Source organism: Niastella vici (genome assembly GCF_002077945.1).
Lineage (GTDB): Bacteria > Bacteroidota > Bacteroidia > Chitinophagales > Chitinophagaceae > Niastella > Niastella vici.
The window spans coordinates 243,032-259,150 of the sequence record NZ_LVYD01000058.1; the positions used below are offsets into that span (position 1 = coordinate 243,032).

11 protein-coding genes are annotated in these 16,119 nt (G+C 43.0%); 9 read left to right on the plus strand and 2 right to left on the minus strand.

The annotated features are described in order from the left end of the window. Positions 1 to 823: 823 nt before the first annotated feature. Positions 824 to 3,367, minus strand: coding sequence for a zinc-dependent metalloprotease (locus A3860_RS25170; protein WP_317043506.1), 2,544 nt, complete (start codon positions 3,365 to 3,367; stop codon positions 824 to 826). Between the two features lie 514 nt (positions 3,368 to 3,881). On the opposite strand from A3860_RS25170, the gene A3860_RS25175 reads away from it, so the two are divergent. The 8 genes from A3860_RS25175 (at position 3,882) to A3860_RS25215 (ending at position 12,313) form a co-directional block, all read left to right on the plus strand. After that, the gene (locus A3860_RS25175; protein WP_081151242.1) at positions 3,882 to 4,751 is read left to right on the plus strand and encodes a MotA/TolQ/ExbB proton channel family protein; all 870 of its coding nucleotides are present in this window, start codon (positions 3,882 to 3,884) and stop codon (positions 4,749 to 4,751) included. Positions 4,752 to 4,851: 100 nt separating this feature from the next. After that, a complete protein-coding gene (locus A3860_RS25180) occupies positions 4,852 to 5,511 on the plus strand; it encodes an ExbD/TolR family protein (RefSeq protein WP_081151245.1) in 660 nt (219 codons plus the stop codon). Positions 5,512 to 5,547: 36 nt separating this feature from the next. Further along, positions 5,548 to 6,090, plus strand: a complete 543-nt coding sequence (locus A3860_RS25185) for an ExbD/TolR family protein (RefSeq protein ID WP_081151247.1) — start codon at positions 5,548 to 5,550, stop codon at positions 6,088 to 6,090. A gap of 57 nt (positions 6,091 to 6,147) precedes the next feature. Beyond that, positions 6,148 to 6,984, plus strand: a complete 837-nt coding sequence (locus A3860_RS25190) for an energy transducer TonB (protein WP_081151250.1) — start codon at positions 6,148 to 6,150, stop codon at positions 6,982 to 6,984. Between the two features lie 345 nt (positions 6,985 to 7,329). Beyond that, positions 7,330 to 8,160 carry an energy transducer TonB gene (locus tag A3860_RS25195; RefSeq protein ID WP_081151253.1) on the plus strand — a complete coding sequence of 277 codons (831 nt, stop codon included), beginning with the start codon at positions 7,330 to 7,332 and terminating at the stop codon, positions 8,158 to 8,160. 209 nt (positions 8,161 to 8,369) lie between these two features. Then, complete coding sequence (locus A3860_RS25205) at positions 8,370 to 9,197, plus strand: energy transducer TonB (RefSeq protein WP_081151261.1); 828 nt, start codon at positions 8,370 to 8,372, stop codon at positions 9,195 to 9,197. Between the two features lie 178 nt (positions 9,198 to 9,375). Next, a complete protein-coding gene (gene mnmE / locus A3860_RS25210; RefSeq protein WP_081151263.1) occupies positions 9,376 to 10,761 on the plus strand; it encodes a tRNA uridine-5-carboxymethylaminomethyl(34) synthesis GTPase MnmE in 1,386 nt (461 codons plus the stop codon). Between the two features lie 1,060 nt (positions 10,762 to 11,821). After that, the gene (locus A3860_RS25215) at positions 11,822 to 12,313 is read left to right on the plus strand and encodes a hypothetical protein (protein ID WP_081151266.1); all 492 of its coding nucleotides are present in this window, start codon (positions 11,822 to 11,824) and stop codon (positions 12,311 to 12,313) included. A gap of 55 nt (positions 12,314 to 12,368) precedes the next feature. Here the strand turns inward: A3860_RS25215 and A3860_RS25220 are convergent, their stop codons facing one another. Further along, positions 12,369 to 13,841, minus strand: a complete 1,473-nt coding sequence (locus A3860_RS25220) for a TolC family protein (RefSeq protein WP_081151268.1) — start codon at positions 13,839 to 13,841, stop codon at positions 12,369 to 12,371. Between the two features lie 353 nt (positions 13,842 to 14,194). On the opposite strand from A3860_RS25220, the gene A3860_RS25225 reads away from it, so the two are divergent. Then, on the plus strand, positions 14,195 to 15,613 hold the full coding sequence (locus A3860_RS25225; RefSeq protein ID WP_081151271.1) for an FAD-dependent oxidoreductase: 1,419 nt from the start codon (positions 14,195 to 14,197) through the stop codon (positions 15,611 to 15,613). Positions 15,614 to 16,119: the final 506 nt, after the last annotated feature.

Genomic DNA, 16,119 nt, shown 5'->3' on the forward strand with positions numbered 1-16,119 from the left:
CCGAACGTCTATGGTTTTAGTGGTTACATGCAGGAGTACCGGTATATCTATAAACAATACCTGCAAGCATAGATCAATTTGCAGGTGCTGCAACGCGAAATAATCCCCGGTTGCATAGAATTGCGCCATAGTCAGTCATTTTGCTGGTACTTTAACGAGAAATAATCCTTTGTTGCATAAGATTGCGCCACTGTGAGCGATTTTCTGGTGCCACTGCTTAAATAATCACCTTTACTTAAGCACTTTGCTCCATAACTAATCGATTTACTGCTCTAGGTTTCAATTTTCATCCCAATAGTTACTGATTTACAAGCTACTCTGCGATTTTTTTGTGAAATGTTGGAAGGAATTGCGATTTCCCGGAAGCTTTTGCGGATTCCTGGAGGCAATTGAGAATTCCTTTCAACTTTTAAGAATTCCCGGAAGGAAAGGAGATTTCCCTGAAGCTTTTATGAATTCCCGGAAGGAAAAGAGATTTCCCGGAAGATTTTATGAATTCCTGGAAGGATTTGTGAATTCCTTTCAGCTTTTAAGAATTCCTGAAAGGAGGAGCAATTTCCCGGAAGGATTAGAGAAATCCTGAAAGGAAAAGAGGATTCCGGAAAAACGGCCGGTCGCCTGAAAAAAGAAAATCCCTGAAAAAAAGGAGTCCAACTTGCTGATTTTCATTGAACTGTAAGTTCATGAAAAGAAGGGACCGGGCCAAAAAAAGAAGGGTACTTATCCCTTTCGAGTTAAGTACCCTTAAAATTTATTACTCTGATGTTTATCGCGAGTCTGCCTTTACACCCCCGTTAGGGGGCTTGGGGGTGTGGGCCGCGCCCTACCTCGGGTTCAATACCCTGTCAATTCTTTCATTCAGATCCTGCAAATGGTACCGGCTCATTTTATCGCCATAAGCAGGGATCGCAGCGGCGATCTCGGCCTTCAGCGCACGCAGAGTGCCGCGGGCAACCGAAATGATATCGGTCTTCCGAACTTCTACCGAGGGGCCAAACGAAATGGTGATGCCACCGCCGCCGCCCATACCGCCAGCAGGAGGCGTATTGGCAGCCAGCGAGCTCAATCTTTCAACAAAAGATTTTTGCAGGTTACGGCGGTAATTATCAATAGGGGCGCGGGCGGGTAATTCGCTCCAGATGCCTTTTTTCAGATCGTCCATAAACTCATCGAGGCGGTAAGCCTGCGCATCGCGGTTAGTACTTGAAATCAGGCGTTGCAAACGTAGGGGGCTTAACAGGGCGCCCAACCATACATCCTGCAGGCTGCTGATCTTGTCCTCAACCGGTGAGGTTACCTTTTCCATAATGGCTTTGTTCAACAGCCAGGTAGGTGTTGCGAACAGGTTCTTTTGCAAAAAGGCCATGGCCTCTTTTTGCACGGCTTTAGGTACAACGGTATATACGGCGCCATCCTGGTCGGTGGTCTTGAGATCAGTATATACGCCGCCGATATGGGTAACGGCATGGCCTATATACCGGCTGAAGGTAGTATACACTTCGTCATACACCTCATCGAGGGTTTTGTAGTTCTCGCCCTTTTCATTCAGCCATTTAGGTAATTGTGGTACTATCCATTTCAGGTTTTTGATGCCATATTCATTGGCCTTCATATTATCATCGCCGAGGCACTCGGTTTGTGCGCGGGGGTCAACGCCGTCGGCATGTAAGAAGCGCAGGCGGTTATTACCGTAATGGCTCTTTACCAAATCGTTCAGAATGGCTTTTTCTTCATCGTCGGTTTTACCGGGCAGTAATTTATAGCCCCATTCAATACTCCACAGGTCGTACTCGCCAATGCGGGGATACAGGCCGGCAATGCCTATTTTATCTTCCGGTTGTGCTACATAGTTAAAACGGGCGTAATCCATGATAGAAGAAGTATGGCCATGCTCTTCTACCCAGGCCTTATCGCGTAGTTTTTCAACGGGGGTAGCCGAAGATGCACCCATGTTATGGGGCAAACCAAGGGTATGGCCTACCTCGTGAGAAGATACAAAGCGAATAAGATCGCCCATTAATGAATCGTCGAAATGCGCATGGCGGGCACGGGGATCGCTGGGCGAAGCCTGTATCAGGTACCAGTTACGCAGCAGCGACATTACATTATGATACCAGTTAATATGCGATTCCAGGATCTCGCCGCTGCGGGGGTCATGAACATGCGGTCCGCTGGCGTTGGGGATCTCGGAAGGTTTATAAACAATGGCCGAATAGCGGGCGTCTTCCAGGCTCCAGGTGCTGTCTTCCTCTTTGGTAGGCGCCCGTTTGGCAATGATGGCGTTCTTGAAGCCGGCCTTTTCAAAGGCTTTTTGCCAGTCGTTCACCCCCAGAATGAGGTAGGGGACCCATTTTTCGGGGGTGTTGGGGTCAATATAGTAAATGATAGGTTTTTTAGGCTCAACCTGCTCACCCCGTTTGTATTTCTCCATGTCTTCCTCTTTGGGCTCCAGGCGCCAGCGGGTAATGAGGCTGATGTCCTTAACGCCTTGCGGATCGGCATCAAAATCAGTGTACTCGGTAGTGAAATAGGCTACCCGGTCGTCGTAAAAGCGGGGCCGCATAGCTTCTTTGGGCAACAGTACCAGCGAGCTGTTGAGCTCAAAAGTGGCATTACCGGTAGGCCCGGTGGCCAGTCCGGGAAATGGGCTGGGGGCAGGCATTTTATTATAGGTCTTTACCGTTTTTATTTCGGTATTGATGGGGAATGACCGGATGTCTGCTATATAGGATTTATCCATTTGAACCCCGCCAATGCGAAGCGATGATTTAAAGAAAGAGGCAAAGAACAGGATATCATTATCGCTGTTGATGAAATCTGTTACATCTATAACGATACCGGTGCTGTCTTTACTGAAGGCTTTAATATCGAAGGCGGCGGCAATGGGTTGAATATTGCTGTTCTGTACCGACTTGTACATGGGTTTCGAAGAGTCGCGGGAATAAACGGAGTAGGAGATATTCCGCAGCCATATTTTATTATTGGGGCCTTTATCAAAACGGATCACGTTCTCATTGATCTCGTCACCGGCATAGCCAAAGAAGCCGCTTCGGGTATTGATGGGGGCCTTGGAAATGCGGTTCACCACCAGTACATCTCTTCCTAACAGGGTATCGCCAATTTCGAAGTACCATTTGTCGTCGAGCTTATGAACGGTGAAAAGACCTTTGCGGGTTATTGCTTTGTCGGTGATAACTTCTTTGTAGGGTTTAGGGCCGGTTTGCGGGGGGCGGGGAGCTAAAGGCACCGGGCGTTTAGCAGTATCTGCCGCCGGGGCTGGCGTGTTTGATTTTTTTTGCTGGGCAAATGTGAGTGCACTACAACAAATCAGTACCATCACCAGGAGGGACGAACTCTTTTTCATCATTATAGTTATTGTTTTTTGAGCCAGATGGATTTTTAATGAACACTTAATTTAGGGTGCCCTGGAACTATTTACGAAAACGTTGTATTAAAATATCCATCTGAAATCAGACCATGAAAAATTTTAATGGATGAAGGTAGGGTAATTCAATTTCTCTCAATGTAAACCTTATTACCGTTGATCAAAAATGTCGATTGTTAATTAGCAATAAACTATGCCTGATTAACAATCGGCAAGCAGTTCAATAGGGGGGAACCGGTAGTTGGTTGTCTATAGCCTAATGCTCATTGAGTCAATCACTTGTTTTGTTTCTAATTATGACATATATTGGGCCCGTTCTATTCAATCAAATCGCCTGTTTTTTAGGCGATCAGTTAAGAAATTTCTTAACTTGTGAACCTTATCAAAATTTTTCTTGATCTTTTTGATCGGGGGAAGTTAGTTTTTGCATAAAATTGTGGGCCCATTTAGAATCTACTGATAGCTTAAAATTTATAAAACACTAAAAAACACAATCATGGCTGAAACAAGACCCGTTGCGACTGCAACCGCAGCGAAGAGTAGTACATCCGTTCAACCAAAAAAGAAATCCAATGCTATTTCATGGGTAGCCCCTGTTGTTTGTATCATCGCTGGTTATTGTATCTGGCGTTTTTTGCTCGGTGACGCCAGTAACTTTTCTCAACCTGATACTTCTGGCGCTTTTTTCTGGCCTAAACATAAAGGACCTAAGGGTGGTTTGGTGAGAATGTATGATGGTGGTATTATTGTACCTCTTCTGCTTGCAACCTTTTTAACCGTTATTACCTTCGTTATCGAGCGTTTACTGACTATTACAAAAGCTACCGGTGCTGGTAACATTGCTGAATTCATTCGTAAAGTACAATATCACCTGGCTAACAAAAATGTTGATCAGGCTATTTCTGAGTGCGACCGTCAACGCGGTAGTGTAGGAAATGTGATGAAAGCTGGTTTGCGCAAGTACAAAGAAATGATCTCTAACACTGAGCTGGATACTGAGCAAAAAGTACTGGCTATTCAAAAAGAAGTTGAAGAAGCTACCGCTCTGGAACTGCCCATGCTCGAAAAGAACCTGGTGTTCCTGTCAACTATCGCTTCAGTAGCAACCCTGTTGGGTCTGTTAGGAACGGTATTGGGTATGATCACTTCATTTGCGGCCCTGGGTGCTGAAGGTGGTGGCGGTGCTGCTGCTGAGCTGTCAAGAGGTATCTCTGAAGCGTTGTACAATACCGCATTGGGTATCGGTACTTCAGCTATCTCCATCATCATGTATAACATCTTTACTACAAAGATCGACTCTATTACTTATGGTATCGATGAGTCTGGTTTCACCCTCACCCAAAGCTTTGCCTCTCTGTACAAATAAGTGGTAAGCCCCAAATTGGGAAATATTGCTTTTTTAAGAGAAATGCATATGGAATTTGGAAGGAAGTGAATCTTATACCAGAATCAGAAATAATTAAAATATGCCAAAAGTAAAATTGCCGCGCAAGAGTACCTCTGTTGACATGACAGCGATGTGTGATGTGGCATTCCTGTTGCTTTCTTTCTTCATCCTCACCACCAAGTTCAAATCTGAAGATGGTGTGGCCGTTGTAACCCCCAAATCGGTTTCAACCAAGCCAGCAGAAGCCAAGAATGTGGTGGAGATCCTTATGGATAAAGATGGGAAAGTATACTTTTCGGTTGGCGACGATAATATTAGTCAAAAGCAGGACATTATCGATATGATAGACCAGGGCAAAAACCTTGGGTTAAGCGCCAAAGAAAAAGCTGCATTTGCAAAAGCCGGCTCATATGTAGGGGTTCCTTTTTCAATGCTGAAGTCGTATTTGCAATTGACGCCCGAGCAGGTGAAAACCTACAAAGCTCCGGGTATTCCCATCGATACGGCTAATAACGAATTGAGTATGTGGATGAACGCTGCCACCCGCGCCTTCTCAGGTAAAACAATGACCCTGCTGGTAAAAGGTGACAACAGCGCTAAATATCCTACATTCAAAGGGGTGATCGACGCATTCAAAAAGAATGAAATATTTAAGTTCTCGATGGTGACCGATCCCGAGGGTGTTCCCGAAGGTACTGCCCTGGCTGCTAAAAGAGCTGCCGGAAAAAAAGAGGAATAGAGCGAATCAAATTCTTAACTTAAAAAAAAGTGCGATATGGCAGAAATGGATACCTCCTCCGGGGGGGGACATAAAAAAGGCCCAGGCGTTAAGAAAGGGAAGAAACTTTCTACACGCGTTGACCTTACGCCAATGGTGGATCTGGGATTCCTGCTGATAACCTTCTTCATATTCACCACAACCATGAGCCAGCCTACTGCCCTGAAGCTTTTCCTGCCGAAAGACACGGATAAGCCTGAAGAGCAGAATAAGGTAAAAGCGTCTGGCGCTTTGACCATTATGCTGGGTAAAAGCGATGGGGTGTATTATTATGAAGGGGAGTTATTACCAGATGGTTCCAACTTCAAATCAAGCAACTTTAAAGAGATCCGTGAGGAGATCATCAATAAAAAGAAATCAACCAATCCCCAGGATTTTGTAGTGGTTATTAAACCCGGCCCCGAGGCTACCTACAAAAACACCGTTGACATTCTTGATGAAATGACCATCAATGATGTTAAGCGCTATGCGATGGTAGATATTTTTGATGTTGAAATTCAGCTGATGAAAGCTACCGAAGCCAGCCAGGGGATAAAATAAAAGTTGCTTTATGGAAATTTGCATTCAAAGCATCTAATTACAAAGATATTTTTTAATATGGAAGCCAATAAAATATTAAGCGCTGATGTTCTTGACATCATCTTCGAGGGCCGGAATAAGGACTACGGTGCTTATGACTTGCGCAAAACCTATAACAAGCGATTGATAACATCGCTTCTTACAGTTGCCGCAATTTGTCTTCTGCTTTTCCTTGGATACCTGGTATCCAGCTTACTGGAAAAAAATGCAGAATCAAAGAGCGTGGTGGTGCAGGACGTTCAGCTCGAAGAAATAAAACAGGAAGAGAAAAAGGAGGAGCCACCGCCACCTCCACCACCAAAACCACCAGAACCACCCAAAGTGGAAATGGCAAAATTCACCCCACCCAAGATCGTAAAGGATGAAGAGGTGAAAGAAGAGGAGAAACCACCAGAAGTAGAAAAACTGGAAGAGACCAAGATCGGTACAATGAACCAGGAAGGTCAAAAAGACGAGGGTATTGTGGCCCCGCCAGTTGAAGATGCCGGAAAAGGAGTTGTGGAAGCACCCAAAAAAGACGATGAAGACTGGGATAAAACCTTTACCAAGGTAGAAATTGAGTCGGAGTACCCCGGTGGAGCAGCTGCCTGGCAGCGCTACCTGAACAGGAACCTCCGCTATCCCCAGGAAGCTATCGATAACGAAGTACAGGGTGCTGTAGTTGTACAGTTCATTGTGGACAAAGAAGGTAATGTGAGTGATGTTGAAGCCATCAGCGGACCGCAGGAATTGCGTTCAGAAGCTGTACGGGTTATCAAGAAGAGTGGTAAATGGACACCAGCTGTACAAAACGGACGCCAGGTTAAATCGTACAAGAAGCAACCGATCGTGTTCCGTCTCGAATCTGAAGGATAATTCATCTCAATAAAAAGATTCTAAATCCTCTCCAGAAATTGGGGAGGATTTTTTGTTTTTAAAGGGGTGAACAAATAATTACCCGGGATTTATGGAAAAGGGTGAAGGGATACATCTTAGTAATAGCGTATAGCCTTGAAAAGATCAACCCATTCTAATATTGTTCATCAGGAAAGTACCGTAAGCAACGCAGTTTAACGAATGAGTTTACATCCTCCCGATACATCGGGAGGATTTTTATTTTATATTATTATAACGGTACAATATAAGTGTAGTTGATAAACAAATACCCGCATAAGTAGTATGGAAACTATCAATAGTTACATCTTATTATAAAATGTAGCCATGGAAAGTTCAACCATTTTAACCGCAGACGTACTCGACATTATCTTTGAGGGACGCAACAAAGAGTATGGCGCTTATGATCTGCGACGCACGTACAGTAAACGATTAACCGTATCCATTACTGTTATGTTATCGGCGATTGGCATTGTGACTATGAGCTTTGCCTTTACCGGTAAAAAAACAAAAACAGATGCGGATCTCCCTGAGAAAGTCATTGAGTTAGCGAGCGTAGAACAGCCACAGCGACCAGTAGAGCCGCCGCCACCACCACCGGTAAAGCCTCCGGCCCCGCCTGCCCAGGTAAAGATGGCAATTTTTGTTGCACCAGTAATTGTCCAGGATGATCAGGTAAAACCCGATGAAATGCCACCTGCCAACGAAACACTGGAGAATTTAAAGATCGGTAACAAAAATGTACCCAATGGGGTAGAGGATGATGGAACCATAATGGCGCCTCCCGGCGATGGTAATGTGGTAACATTGCCACAGAAGGAAGAAGAAGACTGGGAAGGAACCTGGACCAAAGTTGAAATTCCTTCGGAGTATCCTGGTGGGCCAGCTGCCTGGCAGCGCTACCTGAACAGAAATCTTCACTTTTCGCAGGAAGCGATAGATAACGAGGTAGAGGGTACAGTTGAGGTACAGTTCATTGTGGATAAGGAAGGGAATGTTAGTGATGTAGAAGCTATCAACGGGCCCATGGAATTACGCGCAGAAGCCGTACGGGTTATTAAGAAAAGCGGCAGATGGACACCAGCCATTCAAAATGGTCATCAGGTAAAAACGCTTAAAAAGCAACCGATCATTTTCCGTCTTGAAAAAGAAGGATAACAGCCGCCGTAGGTATGTTACCCTCCTGAAATTGGAACAATGGCTCGCCATTGCGCTCTACAAGCGGCAAATTATTCAGGATCCTCCCGAGGTATCGGGAGGATTTTTTTTATTTCTAACGGTATACAACGTATGTAAATGGATCAAACAAATATTCATTAATAGTATGGAAAGTATTTGATACCGCATCTTAGTAATAAATGATAGCCATGGAAAGTTCAACCATTCTAACCGCAGACGTGCTCGATATTATCTTTGAAGGACGCAACAAAGATTACGGCGCATATGATCTGCGACGCTCATACAACCGGCGATTAAAAGTATCCATCACTGTTATGTTATCGGTGATCTGTATGCTATCGCTCGGTTTTGTTTTTGCCGGCAAAAGAAAAAAAGTAGATCCTGCTTTGCTGGCCATGAAAGACATTGAGTTAGCTGCTGTAAAACCTGAGCAACCTGTTGAACCGCCGCTACCGCCACCCCCACCGAAGCCCCCGGCCCCGCCTGTACAGGTGCAAATGCGACAGTTCACGACCATCAAAATCGTACAGGAAGTGAAGCCTGAAGAAATGCCTCCTGAGACCAAAGAACTGGAAGATGTTACGATCGGAAAAATGAACAAAGACGGTGTTAAAGATGATGGTATAGTGGCGCCGCCTATTGATGTTGCCGGTACAGGCGTAATTGAAGGGCCCAAAAAGGAGGAGGAAGACAAAGATCACATATTTGTCTCAGTTCAAATTGAATCAGAGTTTCCCGGTGGACCAGCAGCCTGGCAGCGGTTCCTGCACAAGAACCTGAATTACCCGCAGGAAGCCCAGGATAACGGCATACAGGGGTATGTAACGGTTCAGTTCATTGTTGACGAGTTTGGAAATGTAAGTAATGTGGTGGTATTAAGCGGTCCCGAAGAATTGCGCGCAGAAGCGATACGGGTAATTAAGAAAAGTGGCAAATGGACACCCGCCGTACAAAATGGCCGTAACGTAAAATCGTACAAAAAGCAGCCCCTCGGGTTCAAATTGAATGACGAGTAGGACCCCCCAACCCCCTAAAGGGGGAGTTACAAGGAACAGTGCCACGTTTACAAAGCGTGGCATTGTTGTTTTTTTACTTACCTCTTGCTTCCCGCTTCGCCTGCCTTTTACCAACCCGGCATCAATAAAAACACACTCGTTGCCTTTTCGTACTTTTGCTGCCGTTTAAATACATTGTATGCAGGGAAAATCAATCGGCTGGGAAGATACCATTGTAGCACTGGCAACCGCGCAGGGAATTGGCGCTATTGGCGTTATCCGCCTCAGCGGCAGGCAGTCATTCGGGATCATCAACCGGTTGTTCCCCGCGAAAGACCTTACCAAACAGGCTTCCCATACCCTGCATGTAGGTTATTTGAAAGAGAATGGCAAGGTGCTCGATGAAGTGGTTGTATCGCTGTTTAAAGGCCCAAAATCGTACACGGGCGAAGATGTGGTAGAGATCTCAGGCCACGGCTCGCCATTCGTTTTACAGCAAATAATACAGGCATGCGTGAACCAGGGCGCCCGCCTGGCCAAACCGGGCGAATTTACCCAACGCGCCTTTTTAAATGGCAAGCTCGACCTGGCGCAGGCCGAAGCCGTGGCCGACCTTATTGCCAGTAATACCGAAGCCTCGCGCAAAACGGCCCTGCACAATATTCGCGGCGGTTTTTCAGAACGGTTGAAAGACCTGCGCGAACGGCTCATTAAATTCTCAGCACTCATAGAACTGGAGCTCGACTTCTCCCAGGAAGACGTGGAATTTGCCGACCGCACCCAGTTATTCGAGCTGCTGGCCGAAGCGCAGCAAACCACCCAGCAGCTGGCCAACAGTTTTCAGCTGGGCAATGTGATCAAGAATGGCGTAAGCGTGGCGATCATCGGTAAACCCAATGCCGGCAAATCGACCCTGCTCAATACCCTGTTGAACGAGAACCGTGCCATCGTAAGTGATATTGCCGGTACCACCCGCGATACCATTGAAGAAGTGCTGAATATCGATGGCATCCTGTTCCGCCTCATCGATACGGCCGGTATACGCGAGCATACGCACGATGTAATAGAAAGCATCGGCATGGAAAAAGCCCTGGCCAAAATGCAACAGGCCGATGTGGTGATCTATTTGTTCGATGTAAACGAGATCACCATTGCCGGGTTGCAATCCATCGTTGACGAACTGAACGCCAAAAAACTGAAATACATCCTGGTCGGAAATAAAGCCGATATGGCGCCGGAGGCCTCGCTACGTGAAAAGTTCAGCACGATCCCCGGTATAATATTCATTTCTGCAAAGGCCCAACAGCATACCGAAGTATTAAAAGAGAAATTAGTCGACCTGGTACTACAGGGCAAAATACAAACCGACGATACCATCATTACCAATGCCCGGCATTACCATGCCCTGCAGGAAGTATTACAATCACTGATCGATATCCGTAATGGGTTCGAGAACAAGGTGCCCGGGGACCTGGTGGCGCTCGACATCCGCCGCTGCCTGCATTATTTAGGTGAGATCACTGGTGAGATCACAACGGAGGATCAGTTGGATTATATATTTAGTAAGTTTTGTATTGGGAAATAGGGCCTTTCTTTTACTTTTCCTTGTTTTCATCAGCTTTCTTAATGTAATGCTTATCAGGACTGTATTCTAACAGATTCCTTTAATTTTCCTGCGTTTTTTTTGTTGGACGATTTCTGTTAATTTCGGATAGCAGGTGCGAGGTACAATATTTAAAGATTTTGGAGAAATTATTGCACTAAGATGCTCTTTAGTGCTTTCTAATGCAATAATGGATACCTCAACGCACCAGCACAAATCGTAAGAAATGAGCAGTAATATCAGAATACAGAGAGTTTATTTGCATTGTAAAAAGATGTTTACGGCCAAGACCACCGTAACAAAATTCTGTTCAGATGATTGCGCAAAGCGTAATTACAAACTACGTATGAAGGGGCAGAAGGTAGAGGCATCAGTAAGCGAAGCCAGGAGTGAAATGGATCATAACCTGTGGCATATACGAGCAAATTTCGCCCCCCTGACCTGATTTCGATGCGGAAACAAAAAAAGCATTTCGCCTCCTGATTCCTACAATGGTAACGGAAAATGGTACATAATTGCCAATTGTCTTGGTTCATCTGAATATTGCCTCAATGCTTATAAAAAAGGCGAATTATTTGTACCTGTAGATTCCGTTTTTTCAGGCATAGACATTGAAGCATTTTTTCACAGGTCATTCAGAATTTTATTTCGATTGATTAAGGTCGAAGACTTTCCATAACTAAAAATTGGCAGGCGGCTTTTATTTTCATAAGCAAACAGTCAGTGAATATTTAACCGTTAATGTATATGATTATGTTTGCACTGGATCGGGGTTCCAATTGGTATTGATATTTATTGGATGATATGTCAGCATCAGGCCACAACATTTAATAATGAAGTCGGTGAGACTATTAATTTTATTGTGCGGTAAATGAACCAGGGAAACGTCCAAAGGTTTAACTGATACCTGGCACTGGGAAAAGTATGTATACGTTACTGTATGTGACTTATGGCTGTAGCTGTTCTTATGGGAAAAAGTGGTATCTTCGATTAATTCGGTACTTTAAACACTGAAGATAAGTATTTAAACCTCCTTCTTTCTATGAAACAAAGAACTAACTTGCTTCCAGTCATTTTATGCTTGAGCTTAATTGTAAATTGTGCCTGCAAATCAGCAAAAGTATCTAAGGGACAACCTTCTAACAATATTCAAACCGCAGCAAGTGGTAAGTGCGACCAGGTAATTAAATATTACTCGGAAAAGGCAACGGGAAAAGACGGAAACGAGACCACTTTTAATACAGAAATTATTATTGATCCTTCAGCTAAAGTGATCAGTCTGGCCAGCAGCCCTCCAAATCAGGAGCCTGTAAAATTTAATATGAAAATAGAAAGTATTGATTGCAATTTGAGCCCCGACCTAACAACTGGGCAGTCAATTTATAAGGTTTATATTAATAAACCCGATGGCACTACAACACTGGAGATAATCAGGTTAGAGGCAAAAGATGGATATATTACCATTTCAGGTGATCCCGAGAAGGAAAGCGCAATGATTATAATAGTATCAAAATGGGAAGTTGTACGGTCGTAAGCCCTGCTTAAGCAACTTATATAATTTTAAGGTTTGTTGAAATTGATCATACTGTTTATTGAAAAAGATGATCAGTAATCTGAAGCGGTTTATTACTTTCAAAATTGAAAAGCGTTAATCGCCTGATCAGGTAATATAAAGACCAGTAGCTGCGTAAATTATTTATATAATCAGTAACGGCCCGGTCTTTATCGAGTTGTGCATTATTAAAATCAGTATAATTAAGACTGCCTACAGAATATTTTTGTAAAGCGATGTCATAACGTTGTTGTGACAGATGGCTTGCTTCTTTGGAAATTTCCATTTGCTCTTTTTGCATACTCCATTTCATGATCTGGTAATTTACTTCCTGCTCGGCAGAGAGCAGTTGTTGGGTAATTGTATTCTTCTCAAGCTCAAGATTTGCCAGTGCCCGTTTTCGGTTAGATTTATTTACTCCCCAATCTACAAGGGGAACATTGAACCCAATAGTTATTGATTGGTTTCTTAGCGGGTCGGAGTAGGATTGCTGAAATGTATTACCTGTTTGCGTTAGACCAATGTTGGCGTTGAGGCTTATGGATGGACCTGTTTCTGATTTAGTAGCGGCGACCGCTTGTTCTGCTTCAAGCCGCCTTCGCTGAAATTCAATGATAAATTTTCTGTTGCTTTTCACTTTTTCCAACGCAGCGGCCGGACTTACATCAAAAAAAGTTATAGAATCAGGCAGCTCAATTTCCAACTCTTCAACCTTTTCAAGATTTAAAAAGCGTATGAGGTTTTGTTGGGCGGTTTGCAATGAAAGCAAAGAATTAGCAACCGCTTTCTTTGCATTCAGTAAACTGACTTTTGATTGAAGAACATCATTAAGTTGTACTGTGCCAATTTCAAACCGGGCCTGGGTGGTTTTTATAAGTGTATCAATATTCCTCAGGTTTTGTTGATCCAGTTTAAGCTGAATATCTGCAAATAATAAGTTGAAATAATAGTTTACAGTATTATAGGAGATATCTTCCAGGTTTTCAAGATACTCCCGTTGTGCTTCCTTCAATCTCAATGGTTCAATCTTTTTCTGCCACTTGATATAATTATAAAACAAATTGTTTTGGCGATAGCTTATTGTCAATGGAACTGAGGTATATAAAGTGTTTTTAAAGTTTCCGAAATTATCTATTCTTCGAAGAGATGAACCCACTGATATGTTGCCACCAGTTAGCCCTATATTCTGCGACAGATTCAGGTTAATGCCTGAGTTTGCGACGTTCTGACTTACAAAGTTATTTTGACCATTGGGCAAAGTGATTGAATTAATAGTCCTGTAATAATCCGGCAAAGTTCCGTTCAGTGATAGCTTAGGTAAAAAGCCCGCTTTATAGCTTTCATAATTCCAGTAAGAGGACCGTGCTCTGTTTACTGCAATTTTATAGTCAAGCGAGTTTTCCAATGCAATATGTATTGCTTCTTTAAGAGTTAACCTACTTGTAGATTGTGCATTGGCATAAGAGAAAAGTATGGAAAAGATAACAATAAGGGGCAATCGTTTTTTCATTAATTCAGTGAATAAGGGTAATGAATTTCAGGCAATCAATAGTAACACAAAAGGCTATAACTAAAAGTGAAAGTACAATTTTTGTAGACAAAAAAAATGCATCAATTGATATTAGATAATAAAATATTTGTGTCCTTTATTTGGTTGGGTGATTTTTTTATTTAAACTTGTCATAGTTACAGTTAACCAACCAACCTTTAAACGTATGCATGACATTTATCAGTTCCACCGCGCAATACCCATTTACCCCAATCGATGTATTGGTTCTCTTCCCTGATATATCCTACATATAGACATACTTTACTGATCATGCTTTTGCAATAAGCAAGCTTTCCCAATTATAACGATTACATATGAAAATAGCAGTAATTGGGGCTGGCGCTGCAGGAATGACAGCTGCTTACTCTTTAGTGAAAAAGAACGTGAGTGTAGATATCTATGAGGCAAGTTCTGACATTGGCGGTCTGGCCCGTACTCTTTCCTTATGGAACCAAAAAGTAGATATTGGTCCCCATCGTTTTTTTAGTAATGACAAACGTGTCAATGCGCTTTGGCTGGAAGTGATAGGTAGTGATTATGAGATGGTGAACCGGCTTACACGCATACATTACAAGAATGATTTCTATAGTTATCCTTTAAGTATATTCAATGTCCTCAGGAATCTCGGAATTGGAGAAACAACCCGTTGTTTGCTTAGTTATTTGGCCGAGCAGTTCAGGCCAACGAAACAGGACGGATCTTTTGAAGCATGGGTACAGAGAAGATTTGGCAAACGTTTGTTTGAGATCTTCTTCAAAACGTACACCGAAAAGCTTTGGGGAATAAAATGTACCGAGCTGGATGCTGACTTCGCCGCCCAACGGATCAAGAAGCTCTCACTATATGAAGCAATTAAAAATGCCGCTTTACAAGGAAAAGGTAATAAACACAAAACACTTGTTGATCAGTTTGCTTACCCGCTCGATGGTACTGGAGTAGTGTATGAAAGGATGGCCAGGTTCATAAAGGAATCAGGGAATAACATTTATCTGAATACGCCGGTTTACAGGGTTACCACTTCTAATGGGGCTGTAAATGGCATAGAACTGAAAGATGGTACCGGCAGGCAATATGACCATGTTATATCATCTATGCCCTACACACTAATGGTGGGCCGCTTGCCGGAAGCGCCGGTGGAAATTAAGTCGTTGGCGCAGAAATTAAAATACAGGAATACTGTTATTGTTTACCTCCTGGTCAATGCTGTTGATATTTTCCCCGACAACTGGATCTATATTCATTCTTCGGATCTGAAAATGGGAAGAATAACTAATTTCAGAAACTGGGTGCCAGATCTTTATGGCGACAAAAAGAAAACTATTCTTGCGATTGAATATTGGTGTAATGATGACGATGAAATATGGAAATCCACCGACAGCAGTTTTATTCAGCTGGCATCAACTGAAATATTGAAGACTCAATTATTGAAACAGGGTATGCTAGAAAGTGGTTATGTACATCGCATACCCCGGTCATATCCGGTATACAGTAAAGGCTATAAAGAAATTTTAAAGCCAATAGAGGAATATCTTTCTTCAATACAAAACCTTTCGGCTATAGGCAGGTATGGTGCTTTCAAATACAATAATCAGGACCATAGTATTCTTATGGGGTTATTGGCTGCGGAAAATATTGCGGATGGCGCGGGTCATAAGTTAAGTGAAATCAATACCGACTATGAAACGTATCAGGAATCATATATCATTACAAAATCAGGATTGCTCAAACAATGATAAAGACCAGCACATATATAAAATGGAAAACCATTGTTTCCGATTGTTTGCAAAGCCCGCTGTTTTGGTTATTACTGATATGTTTTACTTTCAGGAATTTTTATGAACATTTATATGTTCCTGAGATCAACTATTATTCAGATACTGTAACCTATTATTATGCCGCGCAGCATATTTTTAATGGCATTGTAGATGCATTCAGAACTCCTGTTTATCCGATAATCATTAAGGTTATTCAGGCGATAGATGAGCGTAGTGTTTTTAATAACATAGTTTACTTTCAGAGAACCGTTTCCTTTATCAGCATTATTCCCTTCTATCTTTTTTGCAAAAGGTGGTTACAGGCAAAATATTTGCAGTTCACGGCAACCCTTATTTATGGCTGTATGCCGGCTATCCTTTATTATAACGTTGGGATTTTTCCGGAATCGTTGCTTTTATCCTCACTAACATTCTTGTTGTATTTCTTTTCAGAATATATACGGCAACCAGGTCCTGGTAAGGCA